Here is a 24717-nt window from a genome sequence, read left to right on the forward strand (position 1 = left end):
AACTTATGACTTCACAGTGTGGTTTCTTTTAATAAATCGACAGCCAGCATTTCCAGCTGGTTAACCACCTCATTACTGGATCGCTCCATTCTGTCGAGTTCTTGCGACATCGCATTCATATCGCCTGCGGCAAAATAGTTCAGCGCAGAGTGACCAGCGGTATGCACCTCTTTATGCGGCGCTTCCAGACTACGGAAACTGTAGTAATTGCTAAACTGCTGCCCTTCAAAACCGTAGTACCATTTCCCCAGCCGACACTGATCGTGCATCGTTATTTTACTGTTTATGTCTTTATTTAAGAGTAATTTGTAGACTTCCATTTTCCAGATAACATGGTCAACTTTGACAATATTCAAAAACTGCACCGTAGAGATGTACTGCATGACCGATTTCATGCTCAGCGATTTATCGATGACGATGCCAATAGACTCCACAATTTGATTTATGTTAGTCGTAATATTATCAATAACCGGCTGTTGGTTATCCAGTACCTCACTCACTCTGGCCGTATTATCTTTGATTACAGAGGTTAACGTACTGACGCTTTTCGAACTGTGTTTAACATCTTCGGACAGGTTTTTCACCTCTTTCGAAATAACGCTAAAACCACGCCCGGCATCCCCTACGCGCGCGGCCTCGATCGCGGAGTTAATCGCAATCAAATTGGTCTGGTTAGCGATCTTCTGTATCTCTTTAATACACGCATTAATTTGCGTTAAGGAGGTATTTAAGTCGCCCATACGACAGCCAATATCCGATGAAGTCGTGCCAATTTCGGTGATAAATTCCACGAGCGATTTTAATGAACTTCTGGCTTTATCATTCTGTTCGTTAAGTTCATTAATGCGTTCTTTTTCAATGTTGAGCTGCTCACAGGACTTAATGATGGCATTACGAATGATATCGATCGTCGAGATCCCCATCAGAATTTTTTGACACAGTATCCGCTCATAAGGCTCAGGAGTATCCACCACCACGTCAGACGCATTAGCGCCAGATTCTGCTGCTGGCGGCGGTATTTTTACAACATTATTATTCCAGTGGCGCAAGCCTAATACTTTTTTAAACATATACCATTCTCCTTATTATATGTGGACATCCTGATCTATGCCTGGATAAAGTATTATCAACTCATGCTAACATAATGAAAAATCGGCTGTCATCTGCCATAACCATACGCTCACCAGAATAAGACAAAACGTCCACCAAACTTAAATAATTACAAGGTAAACTATTCAACAATACCATTAATAGTCATGATGGAAGTCGCTTCGCTTTATACGGAAATATTATTTACAAGGCTGACAACAATAGCTGAATAATAATTAACTGCATTTACTTAGGTGTAGCTATATCTCGCCACGAAGATTGCAGACAGGGTTTAAACGCAAACTTTTGCAATAGAAAAATAACCTAACGTAAACTTTTTATATGACCAATAATATCATTTGGACTCATCAATATATTATGCTGTCCGTTTACCAGCCAAACAGGCATGACCTAAATCCAAAGGAATGGGCGCAGCGTAACCAGCCGCAAAAAGTATCGATTAGTCGAAAATCAGGAAACGGATGCGCCAACGCGGCGAGCGTCACCGCCTGCGTCAGAAAAGTTAAGAATAATTTGTGATATTATTTCTCATATGTTACCAGTAAATGGCAGGCTGATAGCCGTTCGCTGGTAAACACAACAGGCGGGATATCGGCACACACGCCGATATCCCGACGAGAATGACCCCGTTACGCTTTGATGACGATTAACGGTTCAATATCGCTCTCTTTTTTAATGACTAATGAATCATCGCCGCGCAGGCACGTACCGCCGTAGTTACCGCCCACGGTAAACGTACAGACCTGAATATACTTCCCGGCGACCTTCGGCAGGCACCACAACTGCTGATAGATATTTTTCTGCGTGGCGAACTTGCCGCTGGTTTTATCCAGGAGCTCTTCCTGATGGCTCACCAAATCAATATTACTACCGCAACGTCCGGCAATCGGTTTTACCGCATAGCCGGTCTGCACCAGCTCATCGTTAACGGTAAAATCCGTGTCGAGCAAATAGCGATGATGCGGGAAGAGCGACCACAGGATGGGCAGGATCGCTTTGTTACCCGGGATCACCGTCCACAGCGGTTCAAACACCAACACTTCCGGGCGCAGTAATACATCAATCAGCCGGACTTCATTTTCCGGGTGCCCGGTACGAATAGGCACTGCGGCATACTCCGTCTCACTGACTTCGCGTATCTGCTCCATCGCCGTTTCCCACGCCCAGGTTTTCCAGACACAATTCACCAGCCGTCCGTCGCCATCGATCAACTGCCCGGCGTCATCCCAGCGCAACTCGCCCAGCCCGCGGAGAATTTTGCTCGCGAAACCGGCCTGATGCAGCGCCTGCTGCATAAACTGCGCGTGATAGTCCTCCTCGATATCATCATCCTGCATGATATGGACGAAAGGACGCGCTTTACTGTGTTTCCAGGCGCCTGCCAGCTCGTTAATTAAGCCCTCCGCCGGGTTATGCCCTTTACCGGTATAGCCCTGCTCAGCCCATTTTTCGAGAATTAATCCCGCTTCGGTATGGCATGATGCGGAATCGGCATTGTATTCATAGACTTTCAGCCCGCGTTCATCCATGCAGAAATCCATACGACCGGTGATCATATGGTGACGACGGCGCTGCCAGGAGAGGCGCAGACGCGGCCAAAGAATTTTGGGGATATCGAATAGCGCCAGCAGATTATCGTCTTTTAAAACTTTGTCCGTGGCGTGCAGGTACATCAAATGCAACTCATTGGTCGCTTTGATAAGCTCCTGTTCAGCGCTCTCGGTGATGGTAAAATACTGGTACGGGTCCTGATTGATAACGTGTCCGTTCGCCTGTACATAGGCTTTTTGTAACGGATCGCGCTCATCCAGCCACTGACCGTCAAACTGACCTTTCTCTGGCAGTCTTGCGCCGCGAATCGCCAGCGACTGATTCGCGATGTCAGGCTGTGACAAACTGTATTGCGTGTCGTCGGTCTGGATCATCCAGCCTAAAATCGTCGTGTCATCAAAGGTGTCGCGCAGGGTGTAACACCCGTTTTCTACGACCATTTCCAGTTCGCGAGTCCACTGCTGCCCTGGCGGCAATGGCGTGTGGATAACGTTTTGCTCAGCAATACGAATTTTGTTATCCAGGAGTTGGGTGATAATCGCGACGTGCCCGGTTTCGTTAAACTCGCCGCCCTTTTGCCAGATGAGCAGCGCCCCGGCCTCCGGCGCGCGCGGCGAACCGTTCGGGAAGGCCTGCAAAGGCAAAATATTGTCATTCACGACCTCGCGCAGAAAACGTAGCGAGAAGATTTCCCAGGCCATGCCGACGTCAGTAAAAACAACGCCATAATTCAGAAAGAGAAAACGGCGGGCAAATTCCACGCACTGCCATTTATGCCCCATGTATTCATCGTCGATGTAGCTACGAAAAGCTGCGTCGTCGTCGTCCCACGGATCGAGGGAATTGTAATCTGAAGAGTAGATCGCTACGCCGCCGGGGGCGTAACCCAATAATGTCCCGAAGGGGGCATCCTGACTGGTGGTTCCTTTGCTCATGCACTTACCTCAAAACAAGACCGCCTGAGCAGCCTGGCGTGATTTCGCTCTGATTGTCTGCTCTGTGACACTAACCGGACAGAGGTCGACATAATCATACACCTCAATAAGGCACACTGAGGCCAGAAGGTTAAAATTTCACTCGCCGGAATGTCCCAATCGGTTAAATGTCCGGTTAGCAAGCTGCTACACTGCTTCAACACCACCACTGTGAAGGCAGGTCAATATGGCAGATAATACTTATCAACCCGCAAAAGTCTGGACGTGGGATAAATCCGGCGGCGGCGCGTTCGCTAACATTAATCGCCCGGTTTCCGGCCCGACGCACGACAAAACGCTGCCCGTCGGCAAACATCCGTTACAGCTTTATTCGCTGGGGACGCCTAACGGCCAGAAAGTGACCATTATGCTGGAAGAGCTCCTGGCGCTGGGCGTGACCGGCGCCGAATATGACGCCTGGTTGATTCGCATCGGCGAGGGCGATCAGTTCTCCAGCGGCTTTGTTGGCATCAATCCGAACTCAAAAATTCCGGCGCTGCGCGATAACTCACACAACCCGCCGATTCGGGTTTTTGAGTCGGGCGCAATTCTTGTTTATCTGGCGGATAAGTTTGGCCATTTCCTGCCGCAGGATCTGGCTAAGCGCACAGAAACCCTTAACTGGTTGTTCTGGCTACAGGGCGCGGCGCCGTTCCTCGGCGGCGGTTTCGGTCATTTCTATCATTATGCGCCGGTAAAAATTGAGTACGCCATTAATCGCTTCACCATGGAAGCCAAGCGTCTGCTGGACGTGCTGGATAAGCAGTTAGCTCACCACCCGTATGTCGCGGGAGAAGAGTACACTATTGCCGATATGGCCATCTGGCCGTGGTTCGGCAACGTGGTGCTGGGGAATGTCTATGATGCAGCGGAGTTTCTGGATGCCGGAAGTTATCAAAACGTACAACGCTGGGCGAAACAGGTAGCCGAACGTCCGGCGGTAAAGCGGGGGCGCATTGTCAACCGGACCAACGGCCCATTGAACGAACAGCTTCACGAACGCCATGACGCCAGCGACTTCGAAAACCATACCGAAGATAAACGTCAAAGTTAAACCATGATGCCGGATGAGGTAGTAATGTCGTCATCCGGCATGGTATTCCCTGCTGACGCTTCGCTTATCCGTTCTGCGAGTGTGTCATATTCGACGCTTCACTAAACCCATGTTGCATGAGAATCAACCTCGCCCGTGCTGATAGTAAAAAGTCGGCAAGCGTTTTTCCCTGCTCGCTCAGGCAGGCAAAGCCATATTCAGCCACGGGATTATAAGGTTCCGGGATATCAACCACTCGCAGCGAATTAACCAGCCGTAGCCTGGGAGCATAGCTGGCATAGCCGATAAAGATATCGGTGTAATCATGATTGATGAGCCATTCCGCCGCCAGCCGGCCCGCCGGTAACGGCAAAGTCTGCCTGCCGCCAACCAGCGCTACCGCGCGTTTTCGGACCGCTTCGCCCTCCTTGCCCATCCGCGAAAAAAGCTGCTGCGTATAATCGCCGGAAGGATCGCAACCTGCTGTTGAGGTGCCGATCCGCAGATCCCGCCGGGTTAATAGCGACAGCCAGTCCTCGCCTTCACGCATCGCCTGCGCCCGCACGCTCAGACACAAACGGTTCGCCGTAAAAGGCGCGACCCGCAGCGCCCGCCCGCTTTCCAGCAGCGCCTGCGGATGCGCCAGGTTCGCCGAAGCAAAAAAGTCGCATGCTTCGCCCGCTTCGATACGTTCACGTAACAGCCCCGCCGGACCGAAATCACATACCGCATCCGCCTGAAACGCCGTCATTAGCTGCGGCCAGACGACGCGCAAGCTCCCCGCAGCCAGTATTCGCATCACTGTACGCCCTGATAGTCAGTACGGTAAAAACGTTGATACCAGTCGTTAGCGGCCTTTTGCATGTCAATATCGTGGAATTTTTGCGGATAGAGTTTTTTCGCCATCCACAGTTCGCCGATTCCCACCGCCTCCGGCATCGGATATCCCCAGGCTTTGGCATAATCCGGCATCAGGTAAACCCGATGATGCTTCACCGCGTCAATGACCTGCCACTGGGGATTGTGCAGGATCTCATTGACGACCTTTGGATAGCGATTCTGGACAAAGATCACCTGTGGATCCCAGGCGATCACCTGCTCCATTGTCACCTGCTTAAAGCCTTTCACCGAGGATGCCGCTACATTCAGCGCCCCCGCATGGGCCATCATCAGACCGGTATATTTACCGGAACCGTAGGTGGTCAACTCCGGATTCGCCATATAGGCGCGAACCCGCTCATTTTCAGGAACCGACTGCAAACGGTCGCTGACCATCTTGCGACCTTTATCCATCGCCTCAATCAGCGCTTTCGCCTCCTGCGGTTTATTGACGATATCGCCAATCAGCGTTATTCCTTCACGCAGCCCGCGATTATAAGCCTGCTCTTCATCGGCCAGGGTCGGGTTCATTTTAGCCTGCTCGCCAGCAATATCATGGCGCAGCGAAATCGCCACCACCGGAATGCCAAGACGGCTGATCTTGTCGATCATCTCCTGCGGAGCGTAATTCGTGACAAACACCACCTGCGGGTGCAGCGCCACCAGTTTTTCAGGATCAACGTGCGTTAGATCGCCCAGCGAGGCTTTTTGCGCCAGTTCCGGCGCCAGACGCGCATAGCCGTCGCCTAATTGCTGTTTCCAGTTCGCCATGACCCCAACGATTTTGTCAGTGGCATTCATCTGTACAAGGAGATTGAGCGTTTGATGCTGGAGCACCACCACTCTGTCGACGGTGTCGGGAACCGTGACCTGGCGGCCAATTTGATCGGTAAAAGTACGCGCCGCTTGTGACATTAACGGCCAGCAAAAAAGCAACGCCAGCAGAGAGAGCTGGCGCAAAAATTTATTCATAGGTTTCGCCCCACAATCGATATATAAATAATTATACAACGATTATAGAGCGATATAATAGAGGTGATTAAGGGATCACGCGCTGGTGATGTCGTACTCCATGCGGCGCAGCGCATCTAACGTGGCTTTCGCTTCGTCTTCGTCAATGATGCTCATCGCAAAACCAACGTGTACCAATACCCATTGCCCTATCAGATCGGCTGGCTTACCTTCACAAATCAGAGCAATATTGACATCACGTTTGATGCCACACACTTCCACCTGCGCAAGCTGGTGAATATCATCTCCGACGGCCAGCACCTGACCGGGGACGCCAATACACATAATTAACCACCTGAAATAAAATGCGGGTTATTCGACCTCAATACTTTTTACTTTCAACGAATCGCCGGTATCCACCCGCAGGCGATCGCCATGACAATGCGGACATTGCGCGTCATGCCTGAGAATTTCCACCACCTGACTGCAATCCCAGCACCAGGCCTGGGCCGGTCTGTAGTCGATGTGCAATTCGCACCCTTGCGCTAAAGTCCCCTGGCAGGCGATATCAAAACTGAAACGAACCGCGCGCTCTTCAACGCACGAAAGCGCGCCTATCTCCAGCCATACGCCGGTGACGCGCGCCACGCCGTGCTGTTCTGCCTGCTGCTGAATAATTTCAACGGCGCTTTGGCAAAGAGACAGCTCATGCATTCTCACAGCTCCGACGGCCAAACAGCAACGCACGCCGGCTTGTCTGCGGCGCATCAGGATTGCTTACCGGCAGGGATAACAGCATCCGCGCGCAGTCATCCGCCAGCCGGACGCCCTCTTCCGGCGACAGGCTACGGGAAAGCGGCGACATCAACGAGCAGGCAAGATATTGCGAAACGCCTTCCAGTTCGCCAACGGTAAAGGTCATCGTGCCATAAGGCAGTTGCAGACCGAGTTTTTCACCGACGGTACGCCCGGGCCAGATCTGGTCCGGGCCAGGGAAGATTAATGCGCTTAACATCCACGGCGTAATTACCGTGCCCGTCCATTGTCCTTCAAACAACGTAAAATCAGAGACATGCACTGGCATAGTCGGATGCAGAAACGAAAGATCGTGCATCGAACGATGGGCTATCTCTTCAAACGCCGCCTGAACCCGAGCGACGGGCGCCGTGTCGAATCCGGAAAACGTTTCAGACATGCGCCGTCTCCTTAGGAATTGCTTCGACACCGGATTCACGCAGCGCAGCAAGAACCTGCTCAAGCGCAGGTTCAATCATCGCTTCTACGGTTGGCGTTAAGCCGATGTGCGGTTCCAGCGACTGTGGAATAACGCCGACCAGGGTCAACTTCTTCGGAAACTCGCCGGTAAAGCGGAGGGCCGACAATACGTCGGCCAGTCCAAGCTGATGGGGGGAGATTTTGTTGGTGAACAGCGCCGGAACTTCATCGTCGCGCAGTACCATAATGGTTCCCGGCGCGTTCTTTTTCGACACGATGGCGTCGGCAATGATCAAATGATCACGATTCGCCATATCGCCAAGAAGTTCCATTCCCGCCGTACCGCCATCCAGAATCTCAACGAAATCCGGCAGGGTGTATCGTTGCTCTAACGCTTCAACAATACGCACCCCGATGGCTTCATCGGTCAGCAAAATATTGCCGACCCCTAAGACTAATATCCGCATTACAAAACCTTCACCGAGACCACTTCATTGCCATCGGCGTCCACTACGTGCACCGCGCACGCCATGCAAGGGTCGAAGGAGTGGATGGTACGTACCACTTCCAGCGGCTTCGCCGGATCGGCGATCGGCGTACCGACCAGCGACTGTTCGTACGGCCCCACGTCATCGTTGAAGTTACGCGGACCTGAGTTCCAGGTCGATGGCACCACTGCCTGATAGTTACTGATAATACCGTCTTTAATCACCATCCAGTGAGACAGCATACCGCGCGGCGCCTCCAGGAAGCCCACGCCTTTGAACTCGCCCGTCGCCGGAATGTTCGGCTTCACAAACGTGGTGTAATCGCCTTTGCCGATATTTACAATCAGCGCGTTGTATTGATCCTGCAATATGTTTTGCAGTTCACAACAGTGAACGGTACGCCCGATGATACGACCCAGCGTAGAGTGAAGTTGCGCCATTTCCAGCGTTTTGCCGGTCAGCTTCTGATAAAGCGCAATGATTTCATTGAGCTTAGTCTGGGTGGATTCACGACCTGCAGCCAGTTTACACAGCATGTTCGCCAGCGGCCCGACTTCGACGGTTTTGCCGTAGAATGTCGGCGACTTGACCCATGAGTATTTACCGTCATCCGACCAACCGTCGTAAGCCGGGATCGTAGTGCCTTCCCACGGCGCCTGCGGCGCTTCATCTTTGTACCAGGCGTGCTTCGCGCTCTCCTGAATACCTTTAATCAGGAACTCGTCGGAGTGAGAGGTGATCGGACGGTATGTCGACAGATCGGCATTGGTAATGTAACCGCCCGGGAACAGGAAACTGCCGTTTTTACCGTCGGTCGGGAATTCCGGCGCGCTCAGGTAGTTCACCGCGCCTTTGCCGCGCTCCAGCCATTCCGGATAGTAGGCAGCGATGACTGCGGTATCCACTTTATACACCTGCTCGACAAAATCGCTCAGCTTATCGATAAACGATTTGATGTACATCAGACGTTCGAGGTTCAACGTACCGATGCTGTCGAGATTGATCGGGTTCGCCACCCCACCGACCGCCAGGTTCTGGATATGCGGCGATTTACCGCCCAGCAACGCCACCACGCGGTTAGCGTCACGCTGACATTCCAGCGCCTGCAGATAGTGGGCGACCGCAATCAGGTTGACCTCCGGCGGTAACTGCATTGCCGGGTGCCCCCAGTAGCCATTGGCGAAAATACCTAACTGACCGCTGGCGACAAGATCCTTGATCTTGTTCTGAACTTTCGTGAACTCTTGCGCGCTGTTCAGGTGCCAGCTCGACACGCCATCCAGCATCGCAGAAGCTTTTTCCGGATCGGCTTTCAGCGCAGAGGTAATGTCCACCCAGTCCAGAGCAGAGAGCTGGTAGAAATGGACAATGTGGTCATGGGTGGTATGCGCCGCCAGAATAATATTACGGATATACTGCGCGTTGACGGGAACATCAATATTCAGCGCGCTTTCCGCCGCACGAACGGAGGAGATCGCGTGAGTTGTCGTACAAACGCCGCAAATACGCTGCACAATCATCCACGCATCGCGCGGATCGCGGTTCTTCACGATCTCTTCCATACCGCGCCACATGGTGCCGGACGCCCATGCTTTGGATACGACGCCGTTCTCAATTTCGCAGTCAATGCGTAAATGACCCTCAATACGGGTTACCGGATCAATAGTAATTCTCTGGCTCATGCTTTGCTCGCCTCATGACGATTATGATCGTTTTGTTTTAAAGGAGGAAGTATCGGCAGTAGACGAATGAGTACGATGTATGCACAAATCTCAATAGCCACAAAACCAATAGAAATCAACAATTCTTCCCAGGTTGGGAAGTAGTGGTAGCCGCCACCCGGGTTGAATGCCACCAGCGAATAGGTCAGACGCCACGTCGCGCAGCCCAACAGCGCGCTCAGCGCCGACAGGTACAGCATACGAGAGTCATTACGCAGTTTCGCCACACGCAGCACCACTAACGGGAAGACCATCAGGACGACTTCAATCCAGAACATAGCGGAGTAAAAATCGCCGGCAAACGCATAGGACAGCTTGTCGCGATAAATCAGTTCGCCAAAGCGCAGGACGACGAAAATCGCCAGCAGCACGCTGATGGTATTCGTCAGCTTAACAAACAAATTTTTCTCATCCGGACCGTTTCCTTTCAGGCCAGCCTGAACCAGCGACCCCTCAAATATGACAATGGAGAAGCCCATGATAAACGCGGTCAGAACCGAGAACAGCGGCAGCATTTCATAGCTTTGCCATAGCGGATGCACTTTATAGCCCGCCGAGATCATCAATGACCCCATTGAGGACTGGTGCATCGTCGGCAGCAGCGCGCCCAGCGCGATAATAAAGAACATCACCTTATTCAGACGCTTGAGCGACACTTTCCAGCCCAGACGTTCAAACAGGGCAGGCGCAAACTCCAGCGCCATCACGCCGATGTAGATGGTCATACAGACCGCCGTCTCAAACAGTACCGAGTTCACGTTGAAGTGACCTGGAATGTAGAAGTACGGCAGGTTCCAGTAACGACCGACGTCGATAGTGATCGACAGGCCGCCCAGCGAGTAACCAAACAAGCTTGCCAGCAACGCCGGGCGCACCAACGGATGGTATTGCCCACGGTTAAAGACATATACCGCCCATGCCAACGCCCAACCGCCACAGGCAAAGCCAGTGCCGATCAACAGGTCAAAGGCAATCCAGACGCCCCACGGGAAACCGCCGTTCAGGTCGGAAACGGAGCCCAACCCGAAGACCAGACGCTTCACGATAAGGAGCATACACAGGACGATTAACGGTCCAAAAATAATGACCGGTTTACTGATGATTTTTCCGCCCAGCGGTTTTGGATCATGACTCATGATCGTCTCCTCCATCGTGATGGTCGTTTTTGCTATTACGACGAACCAGCACGGTTAAGCCCGCCAGCGCAGCCAGGGGTAGTATCATGCCTTTATAAAGCGTGTGTTGAACATGCTCGGAGCGCGCTCCGGTTGAAAGGTCATCCAGCTTCGGCAGATCCAGATCTTCATAAGGAACGCCTGTCAGCACCAGCACCTGAGTACCACCGCCCTCTTTTTCACCGTAGAGGTGTGGGTAGTATTTAGGCACCGTATGCAGATAGGTGTCGTCCGTTTTCAACGTCTGGCGCGGATAGTGATATTCACTGCCTGGTTTGAGGGCCAGACGTTTTTTCGCTTCCGCCATCAGCTCTTCACGAGTACCGAAAATGACGGCCCCTGCCGGACAAACTTCCACACACCCAGGCAAACCGCCTTTATCCAGACGCTCAACGCCTTTCTGGTTACACAGCTCACACTTGTGAAGCGCGCCAAACGGGTTGTTGTAGTCGTACTTAGGTACGTTGTACGGACAGGCGACCATGCAGTAACGGCAGCCGGTGCAGACATCTTTGTCATAGTGGACGATGCCGGTTTTCGGATCTTTTTTCAGCGCCGACACCGGACAAACGGAAACGCAGTTAGGATCGACGCAGTGCATACACTGTTTCTTGATGTAGGCATAGCCGTTCTCTTCCTGATCTTTGTTCACGCCCGTGCCGCTACGCCATACCTGAATAATGTTATTGGTATACGGCGACAGCTTGTCGTTGTTCGACCAAGTCTGCTCCCCTTCCGGGTTACGCGCCGGGAAGTTGATATCCTGACACTTTGTGACGCAGGCCTGACAGCCCACGCACAGAGTGGAGTCATACAGCATACCCAGCGAACCTGGAATCGGCGGACGGTTTTCTGCAGCCGCATGGCTGACAGACGGCGCGGCGCCCAACAGCAATGCTCCACCGGAGGCTGCTTTAATAAAGTCACGTCTGTTCACGGTTATTCTCCCCGTGAGTCAGCGTTATCTTTCTTTTGCTGACGCCCCAGTTCACGTACCGCCATCACGCTGACGCCGGCAACCAGACCGACTACGCCGCCAAGCAGACCGACAGCGCCCGCAGAGATATTGCCGCCTTCTTTCATATTGACGTCAGGTTTCTCTGAACGCGGAGTTTGGTTTTCGACATGAGCAAGCTGGTGAATGCCCTTATGGAAGCCGATACCTTCTTCGTTACAGCCATAGCAAGGATGGCCGATCGCCACTGGCCAGACGCCGCCAACGTCACAGAACTGTAACGTAGAACAGTTGCCCCAGGTTTCCGGCCCTTTACAGCCAAGATGGTAGAGACACCAGCCCTGACGGTGGCCTTCGTCGCCAAATTCTTTGGCAAAACGGCCTGCGTCGAAGTGTGGACGACGTTCGCAATGCTCATGAATCAGACGGCCATAGGCAAAGGTTGGACGATTTTTCGCATCCAGCTTCGGCGGCGTGCCGTAAGTGATGATATGCGCGACGGTCGCCAGGAAGTTATGCGGGTTTGGCGGACAACCTGGAATATTGATAACCGTTTTGCCCGGTAAGACTTCCTGCAGACTGACAGCGCCGGTTGGGTTTACGCCAGCCGCAGCAACGCCGCCCCATGCCGAGCAGGAACCGATAGCGATAATCGCGGCTGCGCCGTCAGCGGCTTTGCGGATGTGATCCACGATCGGCTCGCCGGCAACCATGCAGTAGATACCGTTATCTTTTAGTGGGATAGAACCATCCACCACCAGAACATATTGCCCTTTATACTTCTCCAGAGCGTTATGTTTGTTTTCTTCGACCTGGTGACCGAATGCGGCGGAAAGTACCTCGTGGTATTCCAGAGAGATAGTCTCCAGAACGAGGTTTTCAACGGTTGGGTGTGTAGCACGAAGCAGTGATTCGGTACAACCGGTACACTCCTGAGCGCCAATCCAGATAACGGGCGGACGCTGTGGATTGGATACCGATTCTGCCATTTCTGCGGCGGCTTTGCTACTGAGCCCCATAGTAGCGGCCAGTGCTGCACAAAGCTTCATGAAATCACGACGGTTAATGCCGTGAGAAGTGATGAGAGTATTATCTCCAGTCATTTTATAGTTATTCCGTTACGAAGACCTGGCTTTTATTTTGCACTGTTCGCGAAGAAGTTATTGCGATCGGTACGCCATTTACCACACTTTTTTTATGGTTATGTGCGCCATAATACTTCGACGGAACAGTAAAACGAAGGGAAGAGGCGATAGTGTAATTAATTAAAGCAAGATAATACCCCTGTTGGATCAACCTTCGAGTCGATAACCGGCCATAAAGAAGCGAACCGCCATCCCGGAATGATTCTCTTTAAAGAAATCCATCACCATTTCTTTATCCAGACCATAGCGACGCGTCAGAATTCCGGCCTCCCACGCGCTAAGTTGACGATCGCCGGTCTTTTCGAACATACGGTGTGTAAAACCCAAAACAAAGCCACGTTTATACTCTGAACAGAAATTCACCGCATGATGCGCGCTATATGCATAAGGCGCGTGCAACCCGGCCATTAACCCTTTCCCAAAATGATTATTCATCTGACCTCCTTAGTCGCTATATAATAAATTATATAGCGACTGGTTAAATGAAGGCCAGCGCATTACGCGCTTTTTTGCTTCACATCAGAAGGAAACCCATTCATCAGTAGACTGTGCGGGAGCCGACGCCATTCTCTGAACGCCAGGCGCCGCTTTCGCCGTTACGCGTTGTTGCGGCTCACTAGCGGAAAGCCGGAACTGCTGTACGGAGCGTTGCAAATCCTCCGTCTGCCGTTCCAGCGCCGCCGCCGCCGCGGAAACCTGCTCAACCAGCGCGGCGTTTTGTTGCGTAACGCTATCCATTTGCGTGATCGCCACGCCAACCTGAGAGATACCTTTACTCTGATCTTCGGAGGCGGATGCGATCTGTTTCATAATCGTCGTCACTTCCGTGACGCCGCGCAGGATGGCTTCCATCGTCGCGCCGGTCTCCTGGACCAACTGCGCGCCCTGCGCTACGCGACGTACCGATTCGCCAATTAAAGCTTCAATTTCTTTCGCCGCCCCCGCGCTGCGGCTGGCCAGGTTACGTACCTCACCGGCGACCACCGCGAAGCCGCGTCCCTGCTCGCCCGCTCTGGCCGCTTCTACCGCTGCGTTCAAGGCCAGAATATTGGTCTGGAAAGCAATACTATTAATCACGGTAGTAATTTCGGCGATCTGCTGCGAACTAGCGGAAATACCGTTCATTGTTTCTACCACATCGGAAACCAGTTCACCGCCTTTTCCTGCCGTTAGCGAGGCGGCATCCGCAAGCTGACTCGCCTGGCGAGCGTGTTCGGCGTTCATTTTCACCGTTGCGGTAAGCTGTTCCATGCTGGCGGCAGTTTCTTCCAGCGCGGCGGCCTGTTCTTCCGTTCGGGAAGAGAGATCGTTATTACCGGTAGAAATTTCCGTCGCGCCGCGCCAGATATTGTCGCTTCCGGCGCGGATCGTACTCACGGCTTCGCGTAAACTGTCCTGCATCGCGCGCAGTAGCGGCACCAACCGGCCTACGCAGTTACGCCCCAACGCTTCAATCGGCTGGCTAAGATCGCCTTGCGCGATGCGCTGAAATTGCTGACGGATGCGCTCCAGCGGTTTCACCATCATTGCAACCAGATAGCGATCGGTAAAAATCAGGATAGCAATGCCCAGAATCACCGCCGTGATAAGCAGGATGCGGATGGTATAGGTTTTACCATCGACCATCACACGTGTGTTATCCAGCATGGCGCCAGCTTCATGACTAAACCGTTCCGCGCTGGCGCCGAACGCGCGACTGAGTGCGGGCGTGACCGTACTGGCATGTTCGCTCCAGGCGGTCAGCGATCCTTGCTGCGCCAGTTGCATTTGAGGAACGACGCCTTTCTCCAGCAAGGCCTGCCAGTTGGACAAGACCTCCCTTGAGATATCAGGGTTCATCGGCCCTGGCGATAGCGCTTTCATCTCCTCCAGCTTCTGACGCATATTCTCGAGCGACTGCCGGGCGGGCGCAAAATCGGGCGTGCCGCCGCCGATTTTTACATCCATCGCGCGGCTAAGGCGGGTAACAAAGCGGAAATATTGATCGTTACCCTGGCTTAGCACCGTCATTTGCCGCACAAGATGCCGGTCAATATCATTTCCTTCCGAAACTTCGGATAAAGCATGGACGCTGTATAACCCCACCCCCGACCAGAGTAGACAAAAAAGTCCCAGTATCGTCAGCATGACCATACGAATAGTAAAGTTTTGCAGCAAACGCATATGAATTTCCTTGCTGAATATAAGAGATTAGTCATCAGACGATGACGCACTCTCGTTATCGGCAAGGCGCGGAGAATATATAATGCATTCTCCATTTTTTTACAGTTATCGCCGTTTACGTACCCGCAGATGTTATATATCTGTGAACGCAGAGAAAATCTTTCAGTGTTATTACTGAGTAAATGAATAGATGTAGTAAAAATATTGCGTAAGGCTGCAGGGAGACGGTTATCCGCCGTTAAAGAAGCGCTGTTTTACAGCCGGGCTCAGCGTCCTTTGCCCGACTGCCCCGCCGTGGACGGCGGCTCAATGGTTATGCCGCGTCAATCTGTCCAGATAGCCCATCACGAACGCCGACAGGACAAAGGTCAGATGGATGATGACATACCACATTAATTTGTTATCCGGGACGTTTTTCGCGTCCATAAACACGCGTAACAGGTGAATGGAAGAAATAGCGACTATTGATGCCGCCACCTTATTTTTTAGCGAAGTCGCATCCATTTTCCCCAGCCAGTTCAGCTTCTCCTTGCCCGCAGAGATATCCAACTGAGAGACAAAATTCTCATACCCGGAGAACATGACCATTACCAGCAACCCGCCGACCAGCGTCATATCAACCAGCGATAACAACACCAGGATCAGATCGGCCTCCGCCAGGGCAAAAACATTCGGCAGAACGTGTAGAATTTCCTGGAAAAATTTTAGCGCTAAAGCGATCAGCGCCAAAGAGAGGCCAAAATACACCGGCGCGAGCAGCCAGCGAGACGCATACATTACATTTTCAAGAAAGCGTTCCATAGGGACCTGTCAGGTAACTAAAACCAGCAACAGTATATCTCAACCATGCAACATCAGATCAACATGCCAGTTAAGAGCCTATCCCACCAGGCGTTATTGGCGCAGCCAGTTTGGACACGGACAGCGCGCAAAAACCGGAGCGTACACGTAGTACGTGAGGATTTTGAGCACTGCCCAGGTCCAAAATGGCAAGTAAAATAGCCCTAATGGGATAGGCTCTAAATCTCATCCGGGTTAACCTGCGGGCGCTGATATTCCGGCCATACCAGCGCGACCAATGCCGGGTAGGCTTCAAGACTGAACTCGCGAAAACACTGGCGTAAATTAAGGACGTCCAAATCCGAATACGGCACCTTTTCTCCGTTCAGACAACGCTTCTTAATATTGTCGTAATACTTATAAACGGCAGAGTTAAGGTCGCTGCAACGACGCTGTGCGTCAAATAATCCAGGCGTTTCATTCAACTCAGTCATTGTCATTCGTTTTATCGTTGCATGAAGGAAATCGATATATTCATGGTTAACGCGCCAGTACCATACCGGCGTTATCGAATTCATTAATACTGAGAAATGATCTTCGCCCTCTTCCTTTGTCATGGGTTCAGTTTGATTTAAATTTACGATTTTTCCACCAGGACGTTTTTTATTAACCTCCCACATCAGGAAGAGTATCGCGCCGGTCAGTAATAGCAATATAATAACAGAATAAAAAATACTGTTCATAGCAGGCTCCATTTTTTTTGATTTTAAAATTACGCCATGTTATTGTCAACGAAACCTACACTATTAAAAATAGTATGCCACTGATCGTAAAGGATATTTAGTCATGCTTCCTGAGCATCTGGTTTCCTCTCATTTTCGCCTGTCATCGCCGCCCCCTGAAGCCACAGAAAACAGTAAAAATTTGCCTCAGGGAAAGACAAAACTCAGCGATTTCGAGCCCGATATTTTAATTAGCGCTAACGCTGCCGGGCAACACAGAAACGTATTATTTGAAGAACGCGACCGTCATATTAAAGAACGTCTGTATTGTGTGGCTAAAATTGAAACGTTTGCCCGCCTGATAAACGCACTACAGGCAGAAGGCGATATTGATGCCCAAACGCTAAGTAAAATACTGGCGGATAAAACCGCAATGATAAATGAAAAAGGCAATGCCATTTGGCTTAATTTAATCACTCGCGAAACCAATATGCCGCTATTTTATTCACTGGAAGATAAAGATGAAAGAAGTTGAAGACAATAACGTTTATTTGGCTTTAGACAACCATAAAAGTGATGAATTTATCTTAAAGCAAAATCTTGCAGCGCTAATCGCCAGTAAAAATGCCACCCTGGAAAAGGTAACGCAGGAGGTGGTATCCATACCGGCGGCGTTAGTGCGCCTGAAGTGGCAAAACCGACGGGAGATGTATGCGTTACAGGTCAAAGAGGAGATTTATGGCGCGACCATCAATGCCATTATCGAGCAGCATCCTGAATTACGAGACAAAATTATGTCTCGTCTTGAAAGTGACTGGCAGCATCTGCTGGCTCGCGAGACGGCAACCTTACGTCTGATGCGTAAGCTTTCCGATGGCGACTACCGGACGCGCAACGTCGCCACCGTCGCACGGCAAGAAAAATAACCTTCATGGCTAGTTAACTCTGTTGTGAATACGGGCGAAGCATAAGGATCGTTCTGATTCTCCCTCTTACGGTAGTAAAAGTGTCTACGCTTAAAGGGTGTTCAACCTGAAGGGAGAAGCTCAATGTCTCATCTATACGACCCTACCACGCAGTATTACACCGGCGAGTATCCTAAGCAAAAACAGCCGGCGCCCGGCGTCCAGGCGAAAATGACGCCTGTTCCTGACTGTGGTGAAAAAAGTTATGTCGGCAGTGGTCGCCTTAAAGATCGTAAGGCGCTGGTGACAGGGGGCGACTCCGGAATTGGGCGCGCTGCCGCTATCGCTTACGCGCGTGAAGGCGCAGATGTCGCGATCAACTACCTGCCAGCGGAAGAAGAGGACGCTCAGCAGGTTAAAGCGCTGATTGAGGAGTGCGGCCGTAAAGCGGTGTTATTGCCAGGCGATCTTAGCGACGAATCTTTCGCCCGTTCGCTGGTCCATAAGGCGCGTGAAGCGCTGGGCGGTCTGGACATTCTGGCGCTGGTAGCCGGTAAACAAACGGCAATCCCGGAGATAAAAGATCTGACCAGCGAGCAATTTCAGCAAACCTTCGCCGTTAACGTTTTTGCCCTGTTCTGGATAACCCAGGAAGCGATTCCGCTGCTGCCAAAAGGCGCCAGTATTATCACGACGTCGTCTATCCAGGCGTATCAGCCCAGTCCGCACCTGCTGGATTATGCGGCAACCAAGGCGGCAATCCTCAATTACAGCCGTGGCCTGGCGAAACAGGTGGCGGAAAAAGGAATTCGTGTGAATATTGTCGCGCCTGGCCCTATCTGGACAGCGCTGCAAATTTCCGGCGGCCAAACCCAAGATAAAATTCCGCAGTTTGGTCAGCAGACGCCAATGAAGCGGGCCGGCCAACCGGCAGAGCTGGCGCCGGTGTATGTCTATCTGGCAAGCCAGGAATCCAGTTACGTTACCGCAGAAGTGCACGGCGTGTGCGGCGGGGAGCATTTAGGCTAACGCATGAAGTCGATTAAGATGGCGCACTTCTGTTACGCAAGGCGCCATCTTAGGCAATAAAAAAGCCGGGTGGCGACTTCGCCTTACCCGGCCTACAGCATCAGCAGAATACTTATTTCGCTTTCGCGGTCTCTTCGCCGACCAGACCAATCTTGAGATAGCCCGCCTGATGCAGCATATCCATCACTTTCATCAGGGTTTCATACTCTACGGTTTTATCCGCGCGGAAGAAAATCGTAGTATCCTTTTTCCCTTCCGTCAGGGCCGTTAGCTCGGCAATCATCGTATCATCCGTCACCGGATCGTTACCGATAAACATGGTGTTATCCGCTTTCACCGACAGATAAACCGGTTTTTCCGGACGCGGCTGTGGCGTACTGGTAGAAGCGGGCAGATTCACCTTGACGTCCACCGTCGCCAGCGGCGCAGCCACCATAAAGATAATCAGCAGAACCAACATGACATCGATAAACGGCGTCACGTTGATTTCATGCATTTCGCCGTTGTCATCCAGGTTCTCGTTAAGACGCATTGCCATGACGCATTACCCTACCCGTAATTTCTGCGCGGCGCGTACCGGCTGCGCACTGGCGCTCGCATTCAGATCGAGATCGCGGCTTTGCAGCAGCAATACCTGCGCCGCCACGTCGCCCAGCGTTGCTTTGTAACTGCCTATCTGACGTGCGAAGATGTTGTAAATGACGACCGCCGGGATCGCGGCTACCAGCCCAATCGCCGTCGCCAGCAGCGCTTCCGCAATACCAGGAGCAACCACCGCCAGGTTGGTGGTCTGCGTTTGCGCAATACCGATGAAGCTATTCATAATGCCCCATACGGTGCCAAACAACCCGACGAAGGGGGAAATGGCGCCGATCGTCGCCAGATAACCGTTGCCTCGCCCCATGTAGCGGCCAACTGCCGCGACGCGACGTTCCAGACGGAAGCCGGTACGTTCTTTAATCCCTTCGTTATCTTCGCTGCCCTGAGAGAGTTCCAGTTCATTCTGCGCTTCATTGATGAGCTGTGCGCTGAGGCTTTTCGCGCTGAAACCTGCCGCAATGTCGGAAGCCTGATCTAAGGAGCGCGCATCGGCTAATTGCAATTGTTCGCGCTTTAAGCGGCGCTTTTGAGTGAAAAATTCAACGCTTTTACTGAAGAAGATAGCCCAAGTGACGACTGACGCCAGAATCAGACCAATCATCACGCACTTCACGACAATATCGGCGTGCTGATACATACCCCAGACGGAGAGATCCGTCTGCATCAAATTATTACCCACTCTGTATCTCCAGGACGCAAATCACAAAATCTGAGCATAATAATATCAAAACGGCGTCGAATTGATAGTCGTTCTCATTACTATTTACATACTGCCGCACCTTTACTGCTTTTTCTTTGCGCTTACGCATTAAAAAAGCCACCTGTTTTTATTTTGGCAAAATTTTCATCTGTATCACACGTCGCCAGGGTGCAGATGGTTATATTCATGCTAGTTTAGACATCCAGACGGTTAAAATCAGGAAACGCAACATGACGGATAAACAGTTGGATACCAAACTGGTAAACGCAGGACGCAGCAAAAAATACACGCTTGGCTCAGTGAATAGTGTGATTCAACGCGCTTCTTCACTGGTGTTTGACACCGTCGAGGCCAAAAAACACGCTACCCGCAATCGCGCCAACGGCGAATTATTTTACGGACGCCGGGGAACGCTGACTCACTTTTCGCTCCAGGAAGCCATGTGTGAACTGGAAGGCGGCGCCGGATGCGCGCTCTTCCCGTGCGGCGCGGCGGCGGTCGCCAACACCATTCTGGCATTCGTTGAGCAGGGCGACCACATCCTGATGACCAACACAGCCTATGAACCCAGCCAGGATTTCTGCAGCAAAATTCTCGGCAAACTGGGCGTGACGACAAGCTGGTTCGACCCGCTCATCGGCGCTGATATCACGCAACATATTCAGCCGAACACGAAAATCGTTTTTCTGGAATCCCCCGGTTCTATTACCATGGAAGTACATGATATTCCGACCATTGTCAGTGCGGTCAGACGCGTCGCGCCAGAAGCCGTCATCATGATTGATAATACCTGGGCGGCTGGCGTTCTGTTCAAAGCTCTGGAATTCGATATTGATATCTCTATCCAGGCGGGCACTAAATATCTGATTGGTCATTCTGATGCGATGGTCGGGACTGCCGTTGCAAATGCGCGCTGCTGGGAACAATTGCGGGAAAACGCCTATCTGATGGGGCAAATGCTCGACGCCGACACGGCTTATATGACCAGCCGCGGTCTGCGCACACTCGGTGTCCGGCTGCGCCAGCATCAAGAAAGCAGCCTCAAAATCGCCGCATGGCTGGCGAACCATCCTCAGGTCGCGCGCGTTAATCATCCGGCCCTGCCGGGTAGCAAAGGTCATGCGTTCTGGAAACGAGACTTTACAGGCAGCAGCGGTCTGTTCTCCTTTGTGCTCAATAAAAAGCTGACCGAGGCAGAATTATCAGCCTATCTGGATAACTTTTCGCTGTTCAGTATGGCCTACTCCTGGGGAGGCTACGAATCGCTGATTATTGCTAATCAGCCGGAACAGATCGCCGCGATTCGTCCCGCAGGCGGCGTAGATTTTACCGGTACGCTGGTTCGGGTGCATATTGGTTTAGAGAGTGTTGATGATTTGATCGCTGATTTAGCCGCCGGCTTCGCCAGAATTGTGTAAAGTTGCCGGGGATGGACATATATGCAGACAATTTCCGTGGAAAAGTCTGCGTTTGTTGCGTCCGGGATCAAGGCATCCCGGACGATTCAGGAGTACAATAGGCGAATAAAAGCATAAATGCTGTTCCACAGGAAAGTTCATGGCTGTCATTCAAGATATTATCGCTGCGCTCTGGCAACATGATTTTGCCGCGCTGGCGAATCCACACGTTGTTAGCGTCGTCTACTTTGTCATGTTCGCCACGCTATTTTTAGAAAACGGTCTGCTGCCAGCATCATTCTTACCTGGCGATAGTCTGCTGCTACTGGCAGGCGCGTTGATCGCCCAGGATGTGATGCATTTTTTGCCGACAATTGGCATTCTCACCACCGCGGCCAGTCTCGGCTGCTGGCTAAGTTATATCCAGGGACGCTGGCTCGGTAATACGCGTACCGTCAAAGGCTGGCTGGCGCAGCTTCCGGCAAAATATCATCAGCGCGCCACCTGCATGTTTGACCGTCACGGTTTGTTAGCGTTGCTTGCCGGGCGCTTTCTGGCGTTTGTCCGCACTCTGCTGCCAACAATGGCGGGTATTTCCGGCCTGTCCAACCGCCGGTTTCAGTTTTTTAACTGGTTAAGCGGCCTGCTGTGGGTGACTGTCGTGACCAGCTTCGGCTACGCGCTCAGTATGATCCCGTTTGTTAAGCGCCATGAAGACCAGGTAATGACATTTTTAATGATCCTTCCCGTCGCGCTACTGGTCGCCGGGCTGTTAGGTACGCTGGTCGTGGTGATTAAAAAGAAATACTGTAACGCCTGACGTATCCATAATCGGCCAGGATGGCCCGGTTACGCTTCGTTGACCCGTGGCGGGATGCCCCACTTAGCTCCCTTGCATTGTCCGCATTCTTGCCGCATCTTCGCCCGGCGTAACGCCAAAATAACGTTTAAACTCCCGGCTAAACTGCGATGCGCTCTCATAGCCGACCCGCATCGCCGCGGCGCTGGCCTTCATACCGTCGTGAATCATCATCATCCGCGCTTTATGCAGTCGGTAGCTTTTTAAATACTGCAACGGCGAGGTGCTGGTGACCGCCTTAAAATTATGGTGAAACGCCGACACGCTCATGTTCGCTTCTGCCGCCAGTTGCTCAACATTCAGGTTCTCGGTGTATTTCATTTCGATCTGTTTAAGTACGCGACTGATCAGGCTAAAGTGCGTCTGGCGACTAACCAGCGCAAGCAGCGCCCCGCCGCGCGGCCCCATCAGCACATGATAAAGAATTTCGCGAATAATCTGTTTTCCCAGAATCCGCGCATCCAGCGGACGCTCCATCACATCCAGCAATCTTTCCACCGCACATAAAATCTCGTCCGACAGCGTGGCGGAGTTAATCCCACTGGCCGCCATCGGCAACTGGAAACGCTCATCTTCGCCAATGTCCATGAGCAACTCTTGCAGTTGCAGCACATCAATATCGAGCCGAATACCGGCCAGCGGTACCTCCGGCGTCGCCCAGGTCTCGCATTCAAAAGGGAGCGGCACGGTCAGTAAGAGATATTCATTAGCGTCATAACGAAACTTGCGCTTGTTAATATAGCCAATTTTATGGCCGGAAAAGAGAAATATGATGCCAGGCTGATACATGACCGGCGTGCGCGGCCCCGGTTCAACACCATACAACAGACGAATGCCCGCCAGCCGCTCGCTGATTATTTTATCATTATTTTTTAAATGATTAATTTTATCCGCCAACTGTAAGCAAATTGCTTCACGATTCATAACGCGCCATTTTTTCATCAAATCCACTCCGCTGGATTGTGCGCATTTTTAGCGATTTTCTCCAGCATTCTGGAGAAATAGGCAAAACATTGGCAGAAATGTGCATTGAGAGACATCCCTCACAAGACCACAATGATGACCATCAGGCAGACAGCCGCCTGCCCTCTTTTTACCCACATAAGGGAATGAGCAATGAACAATTTCAAATTACATACCCCTACCCGCATTCTGTTTGGTAAAGGCGCTATCGTCGATCTTCGCGATCAGATCCCGCAGGACGCCCGCGTGCTGATTACCTATGGCGGCGGTAGCGTGAAAAAGACCGGCGTACTGGCGCAAGTTCAGGAAGCGTTAAAAGGACTGGATGTTCGGGAGTTTGGCGGTATTGAACCGAACCCGTCCTATGAAACGCTGATGAAGGCCGTGCAGCTTGTGCGCGACGAAAATATTACCTTCCTGCTGGCCGTTGGCGGCGGTTCCGTACTGGACGGCACCAAATTTATCGCCGCAGCGGCGCAGTATACGGACGGCGTCGATCCGTGGCACATTCTGGAAACCGGCGGTACTGAGATTCGTAGCGCAATCCCGATGGGGTCTGTGCTAACCCTACCGGCAACCGGCTCAGAATCGAACGCCGGCGCAGTCATTTCCCGTAAAACCACTGGCGACAAACAAGCCTTCCACTCCTCGTTCGTGCAACCGGTGTTTGCCGTACTGGACCCGGTCTACACCTATACATTGCCGCCGCGCCAGGTTGCGAACGGCGTCGTGGATGCTTTCGTCCATACCGTTGAGCAGTACGTCACTTACCCGGTTAACGGCAAAATTCAGGATCGTTTCGCCGAAGGCATTTTACTCACACTGATCGAAGAAGGTCCCAAAGCGCTGCAAGAGCCTGAAAACTATGACGTCCGCGCTAACGTGATGTGGGCCGCTACTCAGGCGTTAAATGGCCTGATTGGCGCTGGTGTTCCGCAGGACTGGGCGACGCATATGCTGGGCCACGAGCTTACCGCGATGCACGGTCTCGATCATGCCCAAACGCTGGCTATCATTCTGCCTGCGCTATGGAACGAAAAACGAGACGTTAAACGCGCAAAACTCCTGCAATATGCTGAACGTGTATGGAATATCACCGACGGTTCCGACGACGAGCGTATTGATGCCGCCATTGCCGCCACCCGCCGTTTCTTTGAACAGATGGGCGTGCCTACCCGTCTGTCCGATTACGGTCTGGATGGCAGCACTATTCCGGCGCTACTGGCTAAACTTGAGGCGCATGGATGCACAAATTTAGGTGAAAATCAGGATATTACGCTGGATGTCAGCCGTCGGATTTATGAAGCGGCGCGCTAAGGTTTTTTCGCCTCTGACTTTCGTTTTTGGCCATTTCGTCCAGACTTAAGTCACTTAGTCTCGCCGGACCCGACTCCGGCGAGCC

At 52.0% G+C, this 24717-nt stretch carries 26 protein-coding genes; 7 read left to right on the plus strand and 19 right to left on the minus strand.

Features of this window, described 5'->3' with window-relative positions; genetic code table 11:
• Window positions 1–11: 11 nt before the first annotated feature.
• Window positions 12–1070: a methyl-accepting chemotaxis protein gene (locus ABVN36_RS05470; RefSeq protein ID WP_000475246.1), complete on the minus strand. Its 1059-nt coding sequence runs from the start codon at window positions 1068–1070 to the stop codon at window positions 12–14.
• A gap of 669 nt (window positions 1071–1739) precedes the next feature.
• A complete protein-coding gene (gss, locus tag ABVN36_RS05475) occupies window positions 1740–3596 on the minus strand; it encodes a bifunctional glutathionylspermidine amidase/synthase (protein WP_000033690.1) in 1857 nt (618 codons plus the stop codon).
• A gap of 226 nt (window positions 3597–3822) precedes the next feature.
• On the opposite strand from gss, the gene yghU reads away from it, so the two are divergent.
• The gene (gene yghU, locus ABVN36_RS05480) at window positions 3823–4689 is read left to right on the plus strand and encodes a glutathione-dependent disulfide-bond oxidoreductase (RefSeq protein WP_020899248.1); all 867 of its coding nucleotides are present in this window, start codon (window positions 3823–3825) and stop codon (window positions 4687–4689) included.
• A gap of 64 nt (window positions 4690–4753) precedes the next feature.
• Here the strand turns inward: yghU and ABVN36_RS05485 are convergent, their stop codons facing one another.
• From ABVN36_RS05485 to ABVN36_RS05550, 14 genes are all read right to left on the minus strand, one after another.
• Window positions 4754–5467, minus strand: a complete 714-nt coding sequence (locus ABVN36_RS05485) for a molybdate ABC transporter substrate-binding protein (protein ID WP_020899249.1) — start codon at window positions 5465–5467, stop codon at window positions 4754–4756.
• On the minus strand, window positions 5467–6519 hold the full coding sequence (locus ABVN36_RS05490) for an ABC transporter substrate-binding protein (protein WP_023138732.1): 1053 nt from the start codon (window positions 6517–6519) through the stop codon (window positions 5467–5469). Before ABVN36_RS05490 ends, ABVN36_RS05485 begins: the two co-directional genes overlap by 1 nt.
• 75 nt (window positions 6520–6594) lie before the next feature.
• Entirely contained in the window at window positions 6595–6843 is a 249-nt protein-coding gene (gene hybG / locus ABVN36_RS05495; protein WP_000334887.1) for a hydrogenase maturation factor HybG, read from the minus strand.
• 27 nt (window positions 6844–6870) lie between these two features.
• Window positions 6871–7212: a hydrogenase maturation nickel metallochaperone HypA gene (hypA, locus tag ABVN36_RS05500; RefSeq protein WP_000544945.1), complete on the minus strand. Its 342-nt coding sequence runs from the start codon at window positions 7210–7212 to the stop codon at window positions 6871–6873.
• A complete protein-coding gene (gene hybE, locus ABVN36_RS05505; RefSeq protein WP_000004951.1) occupies window positions 7205–7693 on the minus strand; it encodes a hydrogenase-2 assembly chaperone in 489 nt (162 codons plus the stop codon). Before hybE ends, hypA begins: the two co-directional genes overlap by 8 nt.
• Complete coding sequence (locus ABVN36_RS05510; RefSeq protein WP_001221960.1) at window positions 7686–8180, minus strand: HyaD/HybD family hydrogenase maturation endopeptidase; 495 nt, start codon at window positions 8178–8180, stop codon at window positions 7686–7688. The genes hybE and ABVN36_RS05510 overlap by 8 nt, the downstream gene beginning before the upstream one ends.
• Window positions 8180–9883 carry a hydrogenase 2 large subunit gene (hybC, locus tag ABVN36_RS05515; protein WP_000083044.1) on the minus strand — a complete coding sequence of 568 codons (1704 nt, stop codon included), beginning with the start codon at window positions 9881–9883 and terminating at the stop codon, window positions 8180–8182. The genes ABVN36_RS05510 and hybC overlap by 1 nt, the downstream gene beginning before the upstream one ends.
• Window positions 9880–11058: a Ni/Fe-hydrogenase cytochrome b subunit gene (gene hybB, locus ABVN36_RS05520; RefSeq protein ID WP_000017678.1), complete on the minus strand. Its 1179-nt coding sequence runs from the start codon at window positions 11056–11058 to the stop codon at window positions 9880–9882. The genes hybC and hybB overlap by 4 nt, the downstream gene beginning before the upstream one ends.
• A complete protein-coding gene (gene hybA, locus ABVN36_RS05525; protein ID WP_001081721.1) occupies window positions 11048–12034 on the minus strand; it encodes a hydrogenase 2 operon protein HybA in 987 nt (328 codons plus the stop codon). The genes hybB and hybA overlap by 11 nt, the downstream gene beginning before the upstream one ends.
• A 2-nt stretch (window positions 12035–12036) precedes the next feature.
• Window positions 12037–13155 carry a hydrogenase 2 small subunit gene (hybO, locus tag ABVN36_RS05530; RefSeq protein ID WP_000145429.1) on the minus strand — a complete coding sequence of 373 codons (1119 nt, stop codon included), beginning with the start codon at window positions 13153–13155 and terminating at the stop codon, window positions 12037–12039.
• A gap of 189 nt (window positions 13156–13344) precedes the next feature.
• Complete coding sequence (locus ABVN36_RS05535) at window positions 13345–13632, minus strand: DUF2623 family protein (protein WP_001059119.1); 288 nt, start codon at window positions 13630–13632, stop codon at window positions 13345–13347.
• 84 nt (window positions 13633–13716) lie between these two features.
• Window positions 13717–15360: a methyl-accepting chemotaxis protein gene (locus ABVN36_RS05540; protein WP_023138731.1), complete on the minus strand. Its 1644-nt coding sequence runs from the start codon at window positions 15358–15360 to the stop codon at window positions 13717–13719.
• 306 nt (window positions 15361–15666) lie between these two features.
• Window positions 15667–16161, minus strand: coding sequence for a TIGR00645 family protein (locus tag ABVN36_RS05545; protein WP_000439335.1), 495 nt, complete (start codon window positions 16159–16161; stop codon window positions 15667–15669).
• A 218-nt stretch (window positions 16162–16379) separates the two neighbouring features.
• Window positions 16380–16883, minus strand: coding sequence for an ESA_00282 family adhesion-associated protein (locus ABVN36_RS05550; protein WP_001519110.1), 504 nt, complete (start codon window positions 16881–16883; stop codon window positions 16380–16382).
• A 103-nt stretch (window positions 16884–16986) separates the two neighbouring features.
• Between ABVN36_RS05550 and ABVN36_RS05555 the strand changes: the two genes are divergently transcribed.
• From ABVN36_RS05555 to ABVN36_RS05565, 3 genes are all read left to right on the plus strand, one after another.
• Window positions 16987–17397, plus strand: coding sequence for a hypothetical protein (locus ABVN36_RS05555; RefSeq protein WP_000936447.1), 411 nt, complete (start codon window positions 16987–16989; stop codon window positions 17395–17397).
• Entirely contained in the window at window positions 17384–17788 is a 405-nt protein-coding gene (locus ABVN36_RS05560; RefSeq protein ID WP_000665655.1) for a hypothetical protein, read from the plus strand. The genes ABVN36_RS05555 and ABVN36_RS05560 overlap by 14 nt, the downstream gene beginning before the upstream one ends.
• 123 nt (window positions 17789–17911) lie before the next feature.
• Window positions 17912–18796 carry an SDR family oxidoreductase gene (locus ABVN36_RS05565; protein WP_000019032.1) on the plus strand — a complete coding sequence of 295 codons (885 nt, stop codon included), beginning with the start codon at window positions 17912–17914 and terminating at the stop codon, window positions 18794–18796.
• A gap of 112 nt (window positions 18797–18908) precedes the next feature.
• Here the strand turns inward: ABVN36_RS05565 and exbD are convergent, their stop codons facing one another.
• Window positions 18909–19334, minus strand: a complete 426-nt coding sequence (exbD, locus tag ABVN36_RS05570) for a TonB system transport protein ExbD (protein WP_001251476.1) — start codon at window positions 19332–19334, stop codon at window positions 18909–18911.
• A gap of 6 nt (window positions 19335–19340) precedes the next feature.
• Window positions 19341–20075 (minus strand): tol-pal system-associated acyl-CoA thioesterase, encoded by a 735-nt coding sequence (gene exbB / locus ABVN36_RS05575; protein ID WP_000527859.1) that lies wholly within the window; start codon window positions 20073–20075, stop codon window positions 19341–19343.
• A 251-nt stretch (window positions 20076–20326) separates the two neighbouring features.
• Between exbB and metC the strand changes: the two genes are divergently transcribed.
• Together metC and yghB are read left to right on the plus strand one after the other, a co-directional pair.
• Window positions 20327–21514 carry a cystathionine beta-lyase gene (metC, locus tag ABVN36_RS05580; RefSeq protein WP_020899254.1) on the plus strand — a complete coding sequence of 396 codons (1188 nt, stop codon included), beginning with the start codon at window positions 20327–20329 and terminating at the stop codon, window positions 21512–21514.
• Between the two features lie 139 nt (window positions 21515–21653).
• Window positions 21654–22313, plus strand: a complete 660-nt coding sequence (gene yghB, locus ABVN36_RS05585) for a DedA family general envelope maintenance protein YghB (RefSeq protein WP_000268444.1) — start codon at window positions 21654–21656, stop codon at window positions 22311–22313.
• A gap of 63 nt (window positions 22314–22376) precedes the next feature.
• Here yghB and ABVN36_RS05590 read toward each other — a convergent pair whose 3' ends face one another.
• Window positions 22377–23276 (minus strand): AraC family transcriptional regulator, encoded by a 900-nt coding sequence (locus ABVN36_RS05590; protein WP_001078198.1) that lies wholly within the window; start codon window positions 23274–23276, stop codon window positions 22377–22379.
• 192 nt (window positions 23277–23468) lie between these two features.
• Here ABVN36_RS05590 and yqhD point away from each other — a divergent pair, with 192 nt between their 5' ends.
• On the plus strand, window positions 23469–24632 hold the full coding sequence (gene yqhD / locus ABVN36_RS05595; protein WP_001058722.1) for an alcohol dehydrogenase: 1164 nt from the start codon (window positions 23469–23471) through the stop codon (window positions 24630–24632).
• Window positions 24633–24717 lie beyond the last annotated feature (85 nt).

Source organism: Salmonella sp. SJTUF15581 (genome assembly GCF_043356775.1).
Taxonomy (GTDB): Bacteria; Pseudomonadota; Gammaproteobacteria; order Enterobacterales; family Enterobacteriaceae; genus Salmonella; species Salmonella enterica.

What these genes read in the sequence shown, in the direction of transcription:
- hybO (WP_000145429.1), bottom strand. Translation starts at nt 13,155, where the DNA reads ATGACTGGAGATAATACTCTCATCACTTCTCACGGCATTAACCGTCGT.
- yqhD (WP_001058722.1), top strand. Translation starts at nt 23,469, where the DNA reads ATGAACAATTTCAAATTACATACCCCTACCCGCATTCTGTTTGGTAAA.
- ABVN36_RS05510 (WP_001221960.1), bottom strand. Translation starts at nt 8,180, where the DNA reads ATGCGGATATTAGTCTTAGGGGTCGGCAATATTTTGCTGACCGATGAA.
- ABVN36_RS05535 (WP_001059119.1), bottom strand. Translation starts at nt 13,632, where the DNA reads ATGAATAATCATTTTGGGAAAGGGTTAATGGCCGGGTTGCACGCGCCT.
- hybG (WP_000334887.1), bottom strand. Translation starts at nt 6,843, where the DNA reads ATGTGTATTGGCGTCCCCGGTCAGGTGCTGGCCGTCGGAGATGATATT.
- hybC (WP_000083044.1), bottom strand. Translation starts at nt 9,883, where the DNA reads ATGAGCCAGAGAATTACTATTGATCCGGTAACCCGTATTGAGGGTCAT.
- hybE (WP_000004951.1), bottom strand. Translation starts at nt 7,693, where the DNA reads ATGTCTGAAACGTTTTCCGGATTCGACACGGCGCCCGTCGCTCGGGTT.
- ABVN36_RS05470 (WP_000475246.1), bottom strand. Translation starts at nt 1,070, where the DNA reads ATGTTTAAAAAAGTATTAGGCTTGCGCCACTGGAATAATAATGTTGTA.
- yghU (WP_020899248.1), top strand. Translation starts at nt 3,823, where the DNA reads ATGGCAGATAATACTTATCAACCCGCAAAAGTCTGGACGTGGGATAAA.
- yghB (WP_000268444.1), top strand. Translation starts at nt 21,654, where the DNA reads ATGGCTGTCATTCAAGATATTATCGCTGCGCTCTGGCAACATGATTTT.
- ABVN36_RS05550 (WP_001519110.1), bottom strand. Translation starts at nt 16,883, where the DNA reads ATGAACAGTATTTTTTATTCTGTTATTATATTGCTATTACTGACCGGC.
- hybB (WP_000017678.1), bottom strand. Translation starts at nt 11,058, where the DNA reads ATGAGTCATGATCCAAAACCGCTGGGCGGAAAAATCATCAGTAAACCG.
- ABVN36_RS05540 (WP_023138731.1), bottom strand. Translation starts at nt 15,360, where the DNA reads ATGCGTTTGCTGCAAAACTTTACTATTCGTATGGTCATGCTGACGATA.
- ABVN36_RS05590 (WP_001078198.1), bottom strand. Translation starts at nt 23,276, where the DNA reads ATGAATCGTGAAGCAATTTGCTTACAGTTGGCGGATAAAATTAATCAT.
- ABVN36_RS05545 (WP_000439335.1), bottom strand. Translation starts at nt 16,161, where the DNA reads ATGGAACGCTTTCTTGAAAATGTAATGTATGCGTCTCGCTGGCTGCTC.
- ABVN36_RS05565 (WP_000019032.1), top strand. Translation starts at nt 17,912, where the DNA reads ATGTCTCATCTATACGACCCTACCACGCAGTATTACACCGGCGAGTAT.
- ABVN36_RS05490 (WP_023138732.1), bottom strand. Translation starts at nt 6,519, where the DNA reads ATGAATAAATTTTTGCGCCAGCTCTCTCTGCTGGCGTTGCTTTTTTGC.
- hypA (WP_000544945.1), bottom strand. Translation starts at nt 7,212, where the DNA reads ATGCATGAGCTGTCTCTTTGCCAAAGCGCCGTTGAAATTATTCAGCAG.
- ABVN36_RS05555 (WP_000936447.1), top strand. Translation starts at nt 16,987, where the DNA reads ATGCTTCCTGAGCATCTGGTTTCCTCTCATTTTCGCCTGTCATCGCCG.
- ABVN36_RS05560 (WP_000665655.1), top strand. Translation starts at nt 17,384, where the DNA reads ATGAAAGAAGTTGAAGACAATAACGTTTATTTGGCTTTAGACAACCAT.
- exbD (WP_001251476.1), bottom strand. Translation starts at nt 19,334, where the DNA reads ATGGCAATGCGTCTTAACGAGAACCTGGATGACAACGGCGAAATGCAT.
- gss (WP_000033690.1), bottom strand. Translation starts at nt 3,596, where the DNA reads ATGAGCAAAGGAACCACCAGTCAGGATGCCCCCTTCGGGACATTATTG.
- ABVN36_RS05485 (WP_020899249.1), bottom strand. Translation starts at nt 5,467, where the DNA reads ATGCGAATACTGGCTGCGGGGAGCTTGCGCGTCGTCTGGCCGCAGCTA.
- metC (WP_020899254.1), top strand. Translation starts at nt 20,327, where the DNA reads ATGACGGATAAACAGTTGGATACCAAACTGGTAAACGCAGGACGCAGC.